The sequence below is a fragment of the Pseudokineococcus marinus genome (genome assembly GCF_013004605.1).
GTDB lineage: Bacteria > Actinomycetota > Actinomycetes > Actinomycetales > Quadrisphaeraceae > Pseudokineococcus > Pseudokineococcus marinus.
Map to the genome: position 1 here is coordinate 1 of NZ_JABEMA010000045.1, position 14487 is coordinate 14487.

Here is a 14487-nt window from a genome sequence, read left to right on the forward strand (position 1 = left end):
TCTCCGTGGTCGTGGTGGGGGTTGCGGTGGTGCGCTGGACGGCCACGTCAGTGGCCTCCCGCGTCGGCGTGGTCGGCGGCGGAGGCCTCGACCGGCGGGACGGGCGCGCCCGACGACGACGGCCGTCGTGCGCCGCCGTCCGTCGCCGTCGGGGCCCCCACGGCGGCCTCAGCCCGCCTGGGCGGAGGTGAGGAGCTCGGTCATCTCGTCGCTGAAGGCGGCGAGGGAGGCGGGACCGCCGTAGACCCACACGCCGTCGGCGACGCCGGCGACGCGACCCTCCTGGACGAACGGCAGGCTCTGCCAGACGGCGTTGGAGGACAGCGACGTCTCCACCGGGTCCTCGCTCGCCCCGTTGGCCCACCAGGTGAACCAGGTGCCCGCGGGCAGGGCGGTGAGGCCCTCGACGTCGGTGCTCGAGATGGCGTAGGCCTCGTCGCCGGCCTCGGTCCACGCCGGCTCGAGGCCCATCGCGGTGAGCACCGCCTGGGGGGCCGAGCCGGGGCCGTGCATGCGCACGGTGACGTTGGCGCCCTCGGCGTAGGGGGAGGTGAAGGTGACGGGCGTCCCCGCGAGCCCGGCGTCGGCGAGGACCTGGGCGTTCTCCTCGAGCGTGGTCTCCATGGAGGCCACGACCTCGTCCGCCGCGTCCTCGGCGCCGACCGCCGTCGCCAGGGTCCGCAGGTCCGCCGTGGCCGAGCCGAGGGGGTCGGAGGCGTCGGCGCCGGCCTGGAGCAGGACGGGTGCGACCTGCTCCATCTGCTCGCGCACCGCGTCCGGCACGGACTCGGTGACGCCGACGATGAGGTCCGGCTCGAGGTCGGCGATCTGCTCGACGCTGGGCTCGGTGCGCAGGCCCACGTCGGTGGGCTCGGACGCGAGCGGCACGGCGCCGCCGACCCAGCTCTCGTAGCCCTCGACGTCGGAGAGGCCGACGAGCTCGGTGCCGAGGCTCGAGAGCATCTCGGCCTGGGCCCACTCGAGCGCGACGACCCGGGTGGCCGGGCCGTCCTCGAGCACGACGTCGGCGCCCGTGGCGTCCTGCACGGTCACGGCGCCGGCCGTCGAGGACGCGCCGGGGTCGACGGCGTCGCTCGTCGTGCCGCAGGCAGCCAGGGCGGGCAGCAGGGCGAGGGCCGCGACCGGCAGCAGGGCCGTGCGGCCGGGGCGGACGCCGCGGGGCGCGCCGGAGGAGGGGGAGGAGGGCATGGGGCACCGGATCTCTGGGTCGGCGACCGTGGTCGCGATCGGGGAGGCGGCCGGCTGCCGTCGGCAGGGGCCGGCCCGGGGGAGGGGTGTGCGGGTCGCCCTCAGACGAGGGCGGGGCGTCGGGCGCAGCCCCGGACGGGGCGCGTGCGCACCCGCAGGGCTCCGTCGACGGGGTCGCGGCCGACGCGGACGTCGATCTCGTAGACCGCCGAGAGGACGTCCTCGGTGAGGGCCTCCTCCGGCGTCCCGTCGGCGACGACGCGCCCGCGGGAGAGGACGACGACGCGGTCGGCGACCTCGGCGGCGTGGTCGAGGTCGTGCAGCACGACCCCCACCGCGACGCCGTGCTCGTCCGCCAGGGAGCGGACGAGGTCGAGCACCTCCACCTGGTAGCGCAGGTCGAGGTGGTTGATGGGCTCGTCGAGCAGGAGCACGTCCGTCTCCTGCGCGAGCGCGGAGGCGAGCCAGGCGCGCTGCAGCTGGCCGCCCGAGAGGGTCTCGAGGGCCTGCTCCGCCAGCTCCTCGAGGCCGGTGAGCGACAGCGCCCGCGCGACGGCGGTCGCGCCGCCGGCGTCGGTGCCCCGCCAGCCGCGGCGGTGCGGGTGGCGGCCGTAGCCGACGAGGTCCCGCACGGTGACGCCCGCGGGCGTCGGCCGCTGCTGCGCGAGCAGGCCGACGCGGCGGGCGAGGTCACGGCCGCGGAGGACGGCGACGTCGGGCACGTCCGGCAGGGCCACCGCGCCCGCCCGCGGCACGACGAGGCGCGACATCGCCCGCAGGAGCGTCGACTTGCCCGACCCGTTGGGCCCCACGAGCGCGGTCACGCGGCCCCGCTCGAGGGAGGCGCTCACCCCGTCGACCGCGGTCGCGTCGCCGAAGCGCACCTCGACGTCCTCGGCGCGGAGCGCCCACTCGGCTGGCATGGAGGTGAGGCTACCCTCACCGACACCTCCTGGATCAAGCCCTCGGCGCGTCGCTCCGGCGCCGGACGACCTGCGCGTGGGGCGGTCGCGGAGCGTCACCGCAGGTCAGGGCCCCGCGACCGGGCCGGGCCTGCGGGTCCGCAGGTCGCTGTGCGCCCCCGGCCCGGGGCGACCGATGAGCTGGCGCGGCGGCGCGGGTCCACCTCGGCACCAGCGCCCGTGCCGGACGGGCGCGACGGCCGGGAGGTCCCCCCGTGGCAGCAGTCGTCTCGACCCTGTTCTCCGCCCTCGACGGTGTCGTGGAGGTCGACCCCGCGTGGCACTTCCCCTACTTCGACGACGCCATGGGGGCGGCGGTGAGCGAGGACTACGAGGACGTCGACGTCCTCGTCCTCGGTCGCGTGACGTACGAGAGCTTCGCCGGCGCCTGGCCCGACCGCGAGGCCGCCGGCGGGGAGGACGCCGACTTCGCCCGGCAGCTCGGCGACGTCCGCAAGGTCGTCGCGACGCGGGGCGCGCAGGACCTGGGGTGGCGGAACGCGGAGGCGGCGCCCGACGTCGTCGCGGCGGTGCGGGCCCTGCGGGAGGACGCGTCGGTGGGGAAGGTGCTCGTCGCGGGGTCCCCCTCGGTCGTGCGCCAGCTCCTCGCCGCCGGGGTGCTCGACGAGCTGCGTCTGCTCGTGCACCCCGTGGCCGCCCGCCGTGGCGGGCGCCTCTTCGACGAGGGCGACGAGGTGCAGCCGCTGCGGCTGCTGAGCTCGCGGGCGCTGCCCACCGGCGTGCTGCGGCTCGTCTACGCACCGGCGGACCTGCCCGCGGCGCAGGCGTACGAGGACGTCGCCGGGTCGGTGTGAGCCCGGGAGCCGTCCGCGAGCGTGACCGTGCACGGTCACGTCCGTGGACGGCTCCGCCGTCGGTGCTCGTGGACGGCTCCGCCGTCGGGACGGCGGGTGGTCAGGCGCCGGCGGGAGCGGCGACGCCCAGCTGGGCGGCCAGCACGTCGCGCAGGCGCACCGGCTCGCGGCCGAGGAGGTCCGCGAGGGCGGGGTCCGTCGCCGCGAAGTCGCCGCGGCGGCCCGCGGTGAAGAAGGTCAGCGCGAGCCGGGCGTAGGCCTCCGGCATCCCTGCCGCCATCCGCTCGGCCAGGAAGCTCTCGTCGGAGACGGTGGTCCGCCGCAGCGGGCGGCCCGTCAGCTCGGCGACGACGTCGGCGACCTCGTCCATGTCGAGCAGCTCGGAGCCCGTGAGCGGGGGCGTCGTGCCGGAGAGGCGCTCCGGCTCGGTGAGCGCGACGGCCGCGGCGACGCCGAGGTCGTCCTGCGCCGTCCAGCAGACGGGGCCGCCCTCGGGCAGGCGCAGCTCCCCCGTCTCGACGCCGCGGCCCAGCATGGGCAGCGCGCTGGTGGCGTGGAAGCCGTCGCGCAGGGCCGTGGACGCGACGGCGCTGCGCTCGAGGTGGCGCTCGGTCTCGGCGTGGCCGACAGCCGGCGCGAAGAGCGGCGCCGGGGTCGCGCCGGCGGCCATGTGCGAGGTGTAGACGACGCGCCGGGCGCCGGCGGCGACGGCGGCGTCGACCGCCGCGACGTGCGACTCCGCGCCCGCCGGGCCCGAGACGAGCAGGACCTGCGTCGCGCCCTCGAAGGCGGCGGCCAGGGTGGACGGATCGGTGAAGTCCCCGCGGCGGACGCGGACGCCGCGGTCGGCGAGGTCCTGGGCCCGCTCCGGGTCGCGGACGCTGACGCCCACCTCGGAGGCGGGGACGCGCTCGAGCAGGTGCTCGACGCTGGCGCGGCCGAGCTGGCCGGTGGCTCCGGTGACGATGATCACGGTGTTCTCCTTCTAGTGCTTCCGTCGATAACGTCGCGACCGTAAGCGCCGTGTCCACCGTTAGCAAGCGCGAGTTACCATCGGAACCATGAGTCAGGGCGTCGGAGAGGTCCGAGCGGTCGCCGAGGCGGGCCGGGGGCGCCTGCGCGACGACGTCGTCCGCGCGACGCTCGACCTGCTGGCCGAGGGCGGTCGCGACGCCGTCTCGACCCGCGCCGTCGCGGCCGCCGCTGGGACGCAGGCGCCGACGATCTACCGCCTCTTCGGCGACAAGGCGGGCCTGCTCGCCGCCGTCGCCGAGCACGGGTACGCCACCTACCTCGCCGCGAAGCCGCCCGCGCGGGGCGGTGACCCGGTGGCCGAGCTCCGCGCGGGCTGGGACCTCCACGTGGGCTTCGGCCTGGCCAACCCCGCGCTCTTCTCGCTCATGTACGGCGACCCGGTCCCGGGGCGGCGGCCCGAGGCGGCGTCGCGGGCCCTCGGCGTGCTGCGCTCCCGGATGACGGCGATCGCCGCTGCGGGGCGCCTGCGCGTCGACGTGCAGCTCGCCGCCGACATGGTGCACGCAGCCGCCTGCGGCGTGGTCCTCACGCTCCTCGGTCTCCAGGAGGGGGAGCGCGACCTCGCTCTGTCGAGCAGCACCTTCGACGCCGTCATGGCTGCCGTCACGACCGACGCCCTCGAGAGCCCGGTGGCGGGCGCCGTGCCCGCGGCCAACGCCCTGCGCGCCGAGCTGCCGGGGCTCGACGAGCTCAGCCCGGCGGAGCGGGACCTGCTGGGGGAGTGGCTGGACCGCGTCACCGGACCCCGGCGCGCCGCACCGCCCCTCGCGCACTGAGGTCCGCGCCCACTGCTGCCGGCGGGCTCCGGGCTGGGCGCGCCGTCGGCGCGCGGCGGCCGTAGCGTCGCGCCATGGGTGACACGACGATCATCAAGGCCGACAACGCGCACTCGCCCCGCGGGGCGATGGGGCAGGTGCACCTCGCGAGCGGGGCCACCACGAGCATGCGCATGTGGCGCGAGCAGCCGCCCGGGGACCCGGAGCCCGAGGTGGCCCGCGAGTACGAGACGGTCGGCTACGTCATCGCCGGGCGCGCCGAGCTGCGCAGCGAGGGCCAGGTCGTCGTCCTCGAGGCGGGCGACTCGTGGGTCGTGCCGCAGGGCGCCGTGCACGCCTACGCGATCCTCGAGCCCTTCACCGCCGTCGAGGCCACGCACCCGCCCGCGCAGGTGCACGACCGGGACCAGCCGGCGAGCGCCTGAGCGGCGGCCGCCCGCGGCTCGGGCCGCCCGGAGGCTGCCCGAGCCGCAGCGGTCGAGCCGTCAGCCGGCTCAGCCCGCCAGCGGGCGCAGGCCCTCGACGAGCGGGGTGCTGGGGCGACCGGCGAGGCGCGAGAGGTCGCCCGTCGTGACGTCGAGCGCCCCCGCCGCGATGCTCTGGTCCAGCGCGACGACGAAGCCGGCCGTCTGCTCGTCGAGCCCGGCGCTGCGCAGGGCGGCGCCCTGCTGCTCGGGCGAGAGGCGCTGGTAGGTGACCTCCCGCCCGAGGACCTCGCCCATCGCGGCGGCCAGCTCGTCGTAGGTCCAGGCGACGTCGCCGCCGAGCTCGTACGTGCGCCCCGCGTGCGCCGACGGGTCGAGGAGGACGGCGGCCGTCGCGGCGGCGTAGTCGCGGCGGGAGGCGCTCGCGACCCGGCCGTCGCCGGCGCCCGCGGCGAGCACGCCGGTCTCGCGGGCGCGCTCGAGGTCCGCGCCGTAGTTCTCCGTGTACCAGTCGTTCCGCAGCACCGTGACCGGCACGTCGGCGGCCCGGAGCAGCTCCTCGGTCGCGGCGTGGTCGGGCGCCAGCACGAGCGGGGTGTCGTCCGCCCGCGTCGCCGACGTGTAGACGACGTGCGCGGCGCCCGCGCGCACCGCCGCGTCGAGCACGGCGCGGTGCTGCTCCACCCGCGCGCCCGGGGAGGAGCCCGAGACGAGGAGGACGACGTCGCCGCGCCCGATCACGCCGTCGAGCGTCGTCGGGTCGTCGTGGTCGACCTGCGCGGTGCGGACGCCGCGTGCGGCGAGGTCCTCGAGCCGGTCCGTGCGGCGTCCCGTCGCGAGCACCTGGTCGGCGGCGGCGCCGCGCTCCAGGAGCTCCTCGACGACGAGGCGGCCCAGCTGGCCGGTGGCTCCGGTGACGACGATCGACATGGCAGGCGCTCCGTCCCCGCGCCGACCGTCGGCGCGCGAGGTGCATGAACGCTTGAGCAGTACGGCTGCTTCCCGTCCCGCCGCCCCGGGCACGGGCGCCGGGCTCGGGCGCCGGGCTCGGGCGCCGGGCTGGGCCCGGGTGCTCAGCCGTCGCGGACGGCGGTGAGGGAGAAGGTGAGCGGCAGGCGCTCGCGCCCCGCGGGCAGCGCGTGGGCGGTGCCGTGCTCCGTGATGACCTCGACCATGTGCGGCAGCGCCCTCCACGGCAGCGTCGTCTGCTCGCCGAGCGAGGTGACGCGCAGGCCGGCGCCGAGCAGCGCGCCGACGACCTCCGACAGCGGGTGGTGCCACTCCCACGTCTCGCGGCTCTCGATGCGCACGTCCTGGTTGACGTAGCTGACGTCGTCGTCCCACCGCAGCGGCGGCCCGGCGAAGTACCGGCGGGTGAGGACGAGCTGGTCGTCGTCGCGCTCGTCGTCGAGGGCGGCGAGGACGGGGTGGGTGTCGCGGACGAAGAAGAGCCCGCCCGGGCGCAGGAGCGCCGCGACGGTCCGCGCCCACGCGTCGAGGTCGGGCAGCCAGCACAGCGCGCCGATGCTCGTGTGGACGACGTCGAAGGTCCGGCCCAGGACGTCCGCCGCCGCGGTGACCTCGGCCTCGACGAAGTCCGCCGCGAGCCCGGCCCGCCGGGCGAGGTCGCGGGCCGCGGCGACGGCCGCCGGGGAGAGGTCGACGCCCGTCACGCGGGCGCCGAGGCGGGCGAAGGACAGCGTGTCGGTCCCGATGTGGCACTGCAGGTGCACGAGGTCGAGCCCCGCCACCGAGCCTCCGGGCAGGTGGGGCCCCATGAGGGCGAGGTCCTCGCGGGCCACGTCGCTCAGGCGCTCGGGATCGGCGGCGAAGGCGTCCGCGCCGTAGCCCACGAGGTGGATCGGGACGCGCTCGTCCCAGTTGCGCCGGTTGGCCGCGAGCTCGGGCGGGAGGTCGTCGGGGAGGGGGCTCACGGGGTGACCGTAGGGGCGCGGCGCGGCGGTGCCGAGCCCTCTCCGGACCGTCCGCTCAAGGCCGTCGGCGCCCGTGCCGATCCACGAGGACATGTCGTCCGTCCCCCGCCGTCGTGGCCGCACCGACGCCGTCGTCCATGCCGTCCCATACACCTCATCCGCCCCTCCCGCACCACGAGCCTCGGACGTCTGGTACGACCAGCCCATGACGCCGCCGTCACCGACCCCGACGCCCGCCCTCCCGGCCCCTGCCGACGCCCGCCGCACCCACCGCCGCACCGCCGGCGGAGCCGCCGCCGCCGTCCTCGCCGCCCTCCTGCTCGCCGCGCCGGGCGCCCCCGCCCTCGCCGCCGCTCCCGCACCCGCGTCCGCCGACGCCCACGACGCGGCCCACGCGCACGAGTCGTCCGACGCCCACGAGCAGGCCGTCCGCGCCAGCATGGAGGGCCCCGACGTCGACGCCCCCGGCGCCGACGTCCTCGCGCCCGCCGCCCTGGCGGCCGCGCCCGTGCCTCGCCCGGTGCGCTCCTACAGCGGCTCTCCCGAGGCCCTCGCCAAGTACGTCGCCCAGGTGAGCTGCGACCCCGTCGAGCGCCCGGGCACGGTGGCCTTCCGGGACCTGCTCGACCGGACCTACGGCGCCAACGCCGGCGGGATCACGCGGAACTGCAACAGCGGCGTGACCGAGCACTCGGACGGGCGCGCCTACGACTGGATGCTGGACGCGAACCGGGCGGCCGACGCCGAGAAGGCCGCGACGATGATCCAGTGGCTCGTCGGCCCGGACGCGCAGGGCGTCACCGCCGGCAACGCCCGGCGCCTCGGCGTCATGTACATCATCTGGGACCGCAAGATCTGGGGCTCCTACAACGGCGTGTGGAAGGCCTACAACGGCTCGAGCCCCCACCGCGACCACGTCCACTTCTCCCTCAGCTGGGACGGCGCGATGGGGCGCACGTCGTTCTGGACGGGGGCCACCCTGCAGGGCCACGACTACGGGCCCTGCCGCCTGTACGCGGGCGAGCCCGTGCCCAAGTACTCCGGGCGCAACACCTCGCCGTGCCCGACGCCGGGCACGCGCCCCGCGGTCGCGCCCGTCTCGCCCATCACGGCCAAGTGGGGCGCGCTGGGCGGTGAGTCCGGCGTCCTGGGCCGGGCGACGACCGCCGAGCAGTCGACCCCTGCGCCCCGGGAGGGGCGCTACCGCCACTTCGCCGGCGGCTCGCTCTACGACAGCCCGACGACCGAGGCGTCGCTCGTCCGCGGGACCATCCGCGACCACTGGGCCGGCATGGGCTTCGAGCGCTCGCCGCTCGGCTTCCCGACGACCGACGAGGCCCGCACGCCGGACGGGAAGGGCGCCTACAGCCACTTCCAGGGCGGCTCGGTGTACTCGACCGCGGCGACGGGCGCGCACGACGTGCGCGGCGGCATCCGCGACCGCTGGGCGGCCATGGGCTGGGAGCGCTCCGTGCTCGGCTACCCGACCAGCGACGAGACGCGGACGCCGGACGGCCGGGGGGCGTACAGCCACTTCCAGGGCGGCTCGATCTACGCCACCGACGCGACCGGGTCGCACGACGTGCGCGGGGCGATCCGCTCGCGCTGGGCCTCCCTGGGCTGGGAGCGCGGAGCGCTGGGCTACCCGACCTCGGACGTGCTCAAGACCTCGACCGGGCTCGTCAGCCACTTCCAGGGCGGGTCGATCCGCTGGGTGACGGCCACGCGCACGACCGTCGTCGAGCTCGACTGAGGGACTCCTCGCGCGAGGGGCCGGGAGGGCCGGGAGGGCGAGCCGCCCTCCCGGCCCTCCGCGCTGCCAGGCTCACGCGCCATGACCGTGCTGCGCTCCGTCCCGCTCTTCGCCCTCGCCGCGCTCGCCGAGATCGGCGGGGCGTGGCTCGTGTGGCAGGCGGTGCGCGAGGGCCGGCCGTGGTGGTGGGCCGGGCTCGGCGTCATGGCGCTCGGCGCGTACGGCTTCGTCGCCACCCTGCAGCCCGACGCCTCCTTCGGCCGGGTGCTCGCGGCCTACGGCGGGGTCTTCGTCGTCGGATCACTGCTGTGGGGGGTGGCCCTCGACGGCTTCCGCCCGACGACGGCCGACGTCGTCGGCGCCGCGATCTGCGTCCTCGGGGTCGGCGTGATCATGTACGGGCCGCGGGGGTAGGACGCCGCCGGGGAGGACCAACCCCCTACCGACCACGAGGCCGAGCCGCTGACCTGCGACGACGCGCGCAGCACCGGACGTCGTCCTCCCCGTCGGCGGAGAGCACCGCTCGTCCGGCCTCGAGGTGCCGCCGCCCGGGGCCTGCCGCAGAGTGCTGGCCATGGCGAAGCAGCGGGCCGAGGGCCTCGACGACGTGTGGGACGACTGGCAGGACGCCGTCAACATGACGCCGAAGCAGCTCGAGGAGTGGCTGGAGACGGACGAGTCGAAGTCCGTGGGCGACACGGGCGGGGACGGCGAGTCGACCGGCCACCAGAGCGGGCGGCGGATCGTCGAGATCCAGCGGACCAAGAAGGACGACCTCACCGAGGACGACGTCGCGCACATGAAGAAGGTCGTCGGCTACGTGCACCGGCACCGGGCGCAGAAGCCGAAGGACGACGTCGAGCACTCGAGGTGGCGCTACTCGCTCATGAACTGGGGCAACGACCCGCTGGCCTAGGGCCTCGCCTCGTCCTCACTCGACGAGGCCCAGGGCCAGCGCGCACCAGAAGAGGCCGATGAGCACGTACGCGAGACCCACCAGGCGCACGTAGCGGGGCGTGGCCATGACGGACCGGGAGTAGTCGACGCCGAGCGGTCGGCTCTCGGTCACGAAGGACGCCATGCGGGTCGCGGTGCCGTTGACGTCGAAGACCTGGAGCAGGCCGACGACGACCATGAGCGCACCCGGCGCCACCAGGACCAGGACGACGTCTGGGTCCCGAAGGGCGAAGACGAGGGCGAAGGCGACGACGAGCGCGACGAAGAAGACGGTGTAGACGGCCTTCGCGGGTTGCGGCAGGGCTCGGACGAAGCGGACGGGGTTCACGTCGCCGACAGTGGCGCAGGAGCGACGCCGTGACCCCGTGCGGCGCGCGGGGTCACCCGTCCGTGGGCGCGGCCGGAGCCGTCAGCGCCCCCGCCGCCGGAACTGCCCCGGCGTCTCCCCGGCGAGGCGCGCGAACTGCCGGGTGAAGGACGGCTGGTCGTAGAAGCCGCAGGCGGCGGCGACATCGGCCAGCGGGGTGTCCGTCGTCGTCAGCAGGTCGGCGGCGCGGTCGATCCGCGTCCGCAGCACGAGCTGGCGGGGTGACAGGCCGAACACCCGGCGGACGCGCCGCTCGAGCACGGGCACCGAGCAGCCCGCGGCGGCGGCGAGGTCGCTCGTGCGGGGAGGGGCGGCGACCGAGGCCTGGACGAGCTCGACGACCCGTGACAGGCCGGTGAGGGCCGGGTCCGCGTCGTCGGCCTCGCGGAGGTCCTGGCTGAGGCTCACCAGCCCGAGCACGTCGCCGTCCGCCCCGCGCACCGGCAGCTTGGTCGTCAGGTACCAGCCCGGGGCACCGCCCTCGCGGCGGATGAGCTCGAGCTCGTGGCGCAGCGGCTCGCCGGTGCGCAGCACGCCGGCGTCCTGCTCCTCGTAGCGCTCGGCGAGGTCGGGCACGAACAGCTCGCGCGCGGTGCGGCCGACGACGTCGCGGCGCGAGCGCTCGCCCGTGCGCCGCACGAAGGCGTCGTTGACGGCCGTGTACCGCCCGCCCGCGTCCTTCGCGCAGAACATGACGTCGGCGGTCTCGTCGAGCAGGTCGAGGAGCGCGGGCGCGAGCGCCTCCGCGGGCCACCCGCCGGGGAGGCGGCCGGGGGCGGGGAGCGGGACGGCGACGTCGTCGACGGCGCCGCGCTCGTCCGCGTCGGGGCCGTGGTGCGCGCCGCTCGTCATGGGAGTCGGGACCGTACAAGACAGGTGCCCTCGGGCGGGCGCACCCTCGGGAGATGACGCTCACCGACCCCGCCCCCGGCGCGGCGACGACGCCCGCCCCGACGTCCGGCGCGGCCCGCGAGGGCCTCGCGCAGCAGCGCGAGGCCTGGGACGCCTGGGTCGCGTCCGTGCCCGCCGCCCCCGCCGACGACGTCGTCGAGCGCTGCGTGCCCGCGGCGCTGGAGCGCGCGCAGCGCTGGGTCGAGGCGACGAAGGGCCCGCAGGCCGCCGACGAGAAGAAGGCGACCGAGCGCCTCGCCTCCCTCGTCCACGACCCCGCCGGCGTCGACATGACGATGTTCTTCGTCGACCGCGTCGCGCGCCCCGAGGACGACGCCGTCGCCGCCCGGGCGCTCGGCGAGATGGTCGGGGACGCGCTGCCGGACTTCCTCTCCGTGCCGGACAGGGTGCTCATGGCCGCCGGCGCGCGCCTCGCGCCGCTCCTGCCGCGGGTCGCCATGCCCGCCGCCCGCCTGCGCCTGCGCCAGCTGGTCGGCCACCTCGTCGCCGACGCCGGCGACCGCCCGCTCGGCCGCCACCTGGCGAAGGCCCGGCGGGACGGCGTCCAGCTCAACCTCAACCTCCTCGGCGAGGCCGTGCTCGGCCACGAGGAGGCCGACCGCCGCCTCGACGCCGTCCGCCGGATCGTCGAGCGCGAGGACGTCGACTACGTCTCGGTCAAGGCGTCCTCGGTCGCGGCGCAGCTCGTGCCGTGGGACGTCGAGGGCAGCCGCGACCGCCTCGTCGAGCGCCTGCTGCCGCTGTACCGGACGGCGCGCTCGCGCTCGCCGCACGTCTTCCTCAACCTCGACATGGAGGAGTACAAGGACCTCCACCTCACCGTCGACGTCTTCGAGCAGCTCGTGTCCACGCCCGGGCTCGAGGACCTCGAGGCGGGCATCGTCCTGCAGGCCTACCTGCCCGACGCCCTCCCGGCGCTCGAGCGCATCACCGCCTTCGCCCGCGCCCGCGTCGAGGCCGGCGGGGCGCCGGTCAAGGTCCGCCTCGTCAAGGGCGCCAACCTCGCGATGGAGCACGTCGACGCCGAGGTGCACGACTGGCCGCAGGCGCCGTACACCTCGAAGGAGGACGTCGACGCGAACTACGTCCGCCTCCTCGACGTCGCCCTCACGCCCGAGCGCACGCGCTGGGTGCGCATCGGCGTCGCCAGCCACAACCTGCCCGACGTGGCGCTGGCCGTGGAGGTGGCGCGGGCCCGCGGGGCCGAGGACGGCCTCGACGTCGAGATGCTGCAGGGGATGGCGCCCGCGCAGGCGCGCGCCGTGAGGGCCGACGCCGGGCGGCTCGTGCTCTACACGCCCGTCGTGCACCCCGAGGACTTCGACGTCGCCGTCTCCTACCTCGTGCGCCGCCTCGAGGAGAACGCCGCGCCGCAGAACTACCTCTACGCCCTCTTCGCGCCGGAGTCCGCGGACGGGGCGCCCCTGGCTGACCAGGAGCAGCGCTTCCGCGACTCCGTGCGCCGCCGCTTCGCGGTGCCCGCCTCGCCGCGGCGCACGCAGGACCGCCTCGCCGAGGAGGCCTCCGGCGGCGAGCGGAGCCCGGGGGAGCCCACGACCGGCAGCGCCCCCGACGAGGCGCTCGCCTTCACCGGCGAGCCCGACACCGACCCGTCGCTCCCGGCCAACCGGGTGTGGGCCGAGCAGGTGCTCACCCGCGACCCCGGCCCGGTCCGCGCGGCCGTCGTCACCGACGTCGCCGCGGTCGACGCCGCCGTCGAGCGGGCCCGCGCGGCCGGCGAGGCCTGGGCGCGCGTCCCGGCCGCCGAGCGCGCCGCCGTCCTGCGCCGCGCCGGCGACCTGCTCGCCTCCCGCCGCGGCGACCTCGTCGCCGTCATGGCGCACGAGGCCGGCAAGACGGTGGCCGAGGCCGACCCCGAGGTCTCCGAGGCCGCCGACTTCGCCCGCTACTACGCGCGCAGCGCCGTCGAGCTCGACCGGGTCGAGGGCGCCGCCTTCACCCCGGCGCGGGTGGTCGTCGTGACGCCGCCGTGGAACTTCCCCGTCGCCATCCCCATGGGCGGCGTGCTCGCGGGCCTCGCGGCCGGGGCGGGCGTCGTCATCAAGCCCGCGCCGCAGGTGGTGCGGTGCTCCGAGGTCGGCCTCGAGCCGATCCAGCGGGCGCTCGCCGAGGCGGGCGCGCCGGAGGGGCTGCTGCAGCTGCTGCGCACCGACGAGGCCGACGCCGGGCGGCGCCTCGTCACCCACCCCGCCGTCGACGCCGTCGTCCTCACGGGCGCGTCCGACACGGCGCGGCTCTTCCGCTCGTGGCGGCCCGACCTGCGGCTGCTCGCGGAGACCAGCGGCAAGAACGCCCTCGTCGTCACGCCGTCGGCGGACGTCGACCTGGCGGTCGCCGACGTCGTCCGCTCCGCCTTCGGCCACGCGGGCCAGAAGTGCTCGGCCGCGAGCCTCGTGCTGGCCGTCGGCAGCGTGGCGCGCTCCGACCGCTTCCGCCGCCAGCTGGCGGACGCCGTCCGCTCGCTGCCCGTCGGGTGGGGCACGGACCTGTCCACCGTCGTGGGCCCCGTCATCGAGCCGCCGAGCGGCAAGCTGCTGCGAGGCCTGACCACGCTCGAGCCCGGCGAGCGCTGGCTCGTCGAGCCCCGGCCGCTCGACGGATCGGGGCGCCTGTGGTCGCCGGGCCTCCGCGAGGGCGTGCGGCGCGGCTCGTGGTTCGCGACGACGGAGTGCTTCGGCCCCGTCCTCGGCGTCATGGCGGTGCGCGACCTCGAGGAGGCCGCGCAGGTGGCCGCCGAGACCGGCTACGGCCTCACCGGCGGCATCCACACGCTCGACGACGCCGAGGTCGACGCCTGGCTCGAGCTGGCGCCCGTGGGCAACGCCTACGTCAACCGCCACATCACCGGGGCGATCGTGCAGCGGCAGTCCTTCGGCGGCTGGGACGGCTCGACCGTCGGCCCGGGCGCCAAGGCCGGGGGGCCGAACTACGTCGCCCAGCTGGGCACCTGGGCCGACGCCGAGCCGCTCCCCGCGACCACGGGCGGCGACGTCGTCCCGTCCGTCGCCGCGGTGCTGGCCGCCACGACGTCCCACGTGGGCGACGACGACGCGGCGTGGCTGCGCGCGGCCGCCGCGTCCGACGAGCGCGCCTGGGCCGCCGAGGTCGGCGTCGAGCACGACGAGACCGGCCTCGAGGTGGAGGAGAACACCTTCCGCTACCGGCCGCTGCCGTCGCTGCGCGTGCGGTGCGGGCCGGGGACGACGCCGCGCGACGTCGCCCGGGTGCGCCTCGCCGCGGCCCGCGCCGGGACGCCGCTCGAGCTCAGCGTCCCGGCTGACCGGGAGGACCTGCGGGCCGTCGCGGCCGCCGGGGCGGACC

The 14487-nt window shown here is 76.8% G+C and carries 14 protein-coding genes; 7 read left to right on the plus strand and 7 right to left on the minus strand.

What is annotated here, in order from left to right:
- Positions 1-168 precede the first annotated feature (168 nt).
- Together HLB09_RS05120 and HLB09_RS05125 are read right to left on the minus strand one after the other, a co-directional pair.
- On the minus strand, positions 169-1209 hold the full coding sequence (locus tag HLB09_RS05120; protein WP_171202331.1) for an iron-siderophore ABC transporter substrate-binding protein: 1041 nt from the start codon (positions 1207-1209) through the stop codon (positions 169-171).
- A gap of 101 nt (positions 1210-1310) precedes the next feature.
- Entirely contained in the window at positions 1311-2132 is an 822-nt protein-coding gene (locus HLB09_RS05125; RefSeq protein WP_171202332.1) for an ABC transporter ATP-binding protein, read from the minus strand.
- A 254-nt stretch (positions 2133-2386) separates the two neighbouring features.
- Here HLB09_RS05125 and HLB09_RS05130 point away from each other — a divergent pair, with 254 nt between their 5' ends.
- Positions 2387-2986, plus strand: coding sequence for a dihydrofolate reductase family protein (locus tag HLB09_RS05130; protein ID WP_171202333.1), 600 nt, complete (start codon positions 2387-2389; stop codon positions 2984-2986).
- A 100-nt stretch (positions 2987-3086) separates the two neighbouring features.
- Here the strand turns inward: HLB09_RS05130 and HLB09_RS05135 are convergent, their stop codons facing one another.
- A complete protein-coding gene (locus tag HLB09_RS05135; RefSeq protein ID WP_171202334.1) occupies positions 3087-3959 on the minus strand; it encodes an NmrA family NAD(P)-binding protein in 873 nt (290 codons plus the stop codon).
- Between the two features lie 88 nt (positions 3960-4047).
- On the opposite strand from HLB09_RS05135, the gene HLB09_RS05140 reads away from it, so the two are divergent.
- Complete coding sequence (locus HLB09_RS05140; RefSeq protein WP_171202335.1) at positions 4048-4797, plus strand: TetR/AcrR family transcriptional regulator; 750 nt, start codon at positions 4048-4050, stop codon at positions 4795-4797.
- 74 nt (positions 4798-4871) lie between these two features.
- Positions 4872-5222 carry a cupin domain-containing protein gene (locus HLB09_RS05145; protein WP_171202336.1) on the plus strand — a complete coding sequence of 117 codons (351 nt, stop codon included), beginning with the start codon at positions 4872-4874 and terminating at the stop codon, positions 5220-5222.
- 69 nt (positions 5223-5291) lie between these two features.
- Here the strand turns inward: HLB09_RS05145 and HLB09_RS05150 are convergent, their stop codons facing one another.
- Together HLB09_RS05150 and HLB09_RS05155 are read right to left on the minus strand one after the other, a co-directional pair.
- On the minus strand, positions 5292-6152 hold the full coding sequence (locus HLB09_RS05150) for an SDR family oxidoreductase (RefSeq protein WP_171202337.1): 861 nt from the start codon (positions 6150-6152) through the stop codon (positions 5292-5294).
- A 143-nt stretch (positions 6153-6295) separates the two neighbouring features.
- Entirely contained in the window at positions 6296-7156 is an 861-nt protein-coding gene (locus HLB09_RS05155) for a class I SAM-dependent methyltransferase (RefSeq protein WP_212770583.1), read from the minus strand.
- 205 nt (positions 7157-7361) lie between these two features.
- On the opposite strand from HLB09_RS05155, the gene HLB09_RS05160 reads away from it, so the two are divergent.
- The 3 genes from HLB09_RS05160 to HLB09_RS05170 all read left to right on the plus strand — a co-directional run bounded on the left by HLB09_RS05160 (position 7362) and on the right by HLB09_RS05170 (position 9825).
- Positions 7362-8909 carry an LGFP repeat-containing protein gene (locus HLB09_RS05160; protein ID WP_171202339.1) on the plus strand — a complete coding sequence of 516 codons (1548 nt, stop codon included), beginning with the start codon at positions 7362-7364 and terminating at the stop codon, positions 8907-8909.
- Positions 8910-8990: 81 nt separating this feature from the next.
- Complete coding sequence (locus HLB09_RS05165; RefSeq protein ID WP_171202340.1) at positions 8991-9323, plus strand: YnfA family protein; 333 nt, start codon at positions 8991-8993, stop codon at positions 9321-9323.
- Between the two features lie 160 nt (positions 9324-9483).
- Entirely contained in the window at positions 9484-9825 is a 342-nt protein-coding gene (locus HLB09_RS05170; RefSeq protein WP_171202341.1) for a DUF3140 domain-containing protein, read from the plus strand.
- Positions 9826-9840: 15 nt separating this feature from the next.
- Here HLB09_RS05170 and HLB09_RS05175 read toward each other — a convergent pair whose 3' ends face one another.
- Positions 9841-10194, minus strand: coding sequence for a hypothetical protein (locus HLB09_RS05175; RefSeq protein ID WP_171202342.1), 354 nt, complete (start codon positions 10192-10194; stop codon positions 9841-9843).
- Between the two features lie 81 nt (positions 10195-10275).
- Positions 10276-11085: a helix-turn-helix domain-containing protein gene (locus tag HLB09_RS05180; protein ID WP_171202343.1), complete on the minus strand. Its 810-nt coding sequence runs from the start codon at positions 11083-11085 to the stop codon at positions 10276-10278.
- Positions 11086-11138: 53 nt separating this feature from the next.
- Between HLB09_RS05180 and HLB09_RS05185 the strand changes: the two genes are divergently transcribed.
- A partial coding sequence (locus HLB09_RS05185; protein ID WP_171202344.1) for a proline dehydrogenase family protein occupies positions 11139-14487 on the plus strand: 3349 nt, incomplete at its 3' end.

What these genes read in the sequence shown, in the direction of transcription:
- HLB09_RS05160 (WP_171202339.1), top strand. Translation starts at nt 7,362, where the DNA reads ATGACGCCGCCGTCACCGACCCCGACGCCCGCCCTCCCGGCCCCTGCC.
- HLB09_RS05170 (WP_171202341.1), top strand. Translation starts at nt 9,484, where the DNA reads ATGGCGAAGCAGCGGGCCGAGGGCCTCGACGACGTGTGGGACGACTGG.
- HLB09_RS05120 (WP_171202331.1), bottom strand. Translation starts at nt 1,209, where the DNA reads ATGCCCTCCTCCCCCTCCTCCGGCGCGCCCCGCGGCGTCCGCCCCGGC.
- HLB09_RS05145 (WP_171202336.1), top strand. Translation starts at nt 4,872, where the DNA reads ATGGGTGACACGACGATCATCAAGGCCGACAACGCGCACTCGCCCCGC.
- HLB09_RS05165 (WP_171202340.1), top strand. Translation starts at nt 8,991, where the DNA reads ATGACCGTGCTGCGCTCCGTCCCGCTCTTCGCCCTCGCCGCGCTCGCC.
- HLB09_RS05180 (WP_171202343.1), bottom strand. Translation starts at nt 11,085, where the DNA reads ATGACGAGCGGCGCGCACCACGGCCCCGACGCGGACGAGCGCGGCGCC.
- HLB09_RS05150 (WP_171202337.1), bottom strand. Translation starts at nt 6,152, where the DNA reads ATGTCGATCGTCGTCACCGGAGCCACCGGCCAGCTGGGCCGCCTCGTC.
- HLB09_RS05140 (WP_171202335.1), top strand. Translation starts at nt 4,048, where the DNA reads ATGAGTCAGGGCGTCGGAGAGGTCCGAGCGGTCGCCGAGGCGGGCCGG.
- HLB09_RS05125 (WP_171202332.1), bottom strand. Translation starts at nt 2,132, where the DNA reads ATGCCAGCCGAGTGGGCGCTCCGCGCCGAGGACGTCGAGGTGCGCTTC.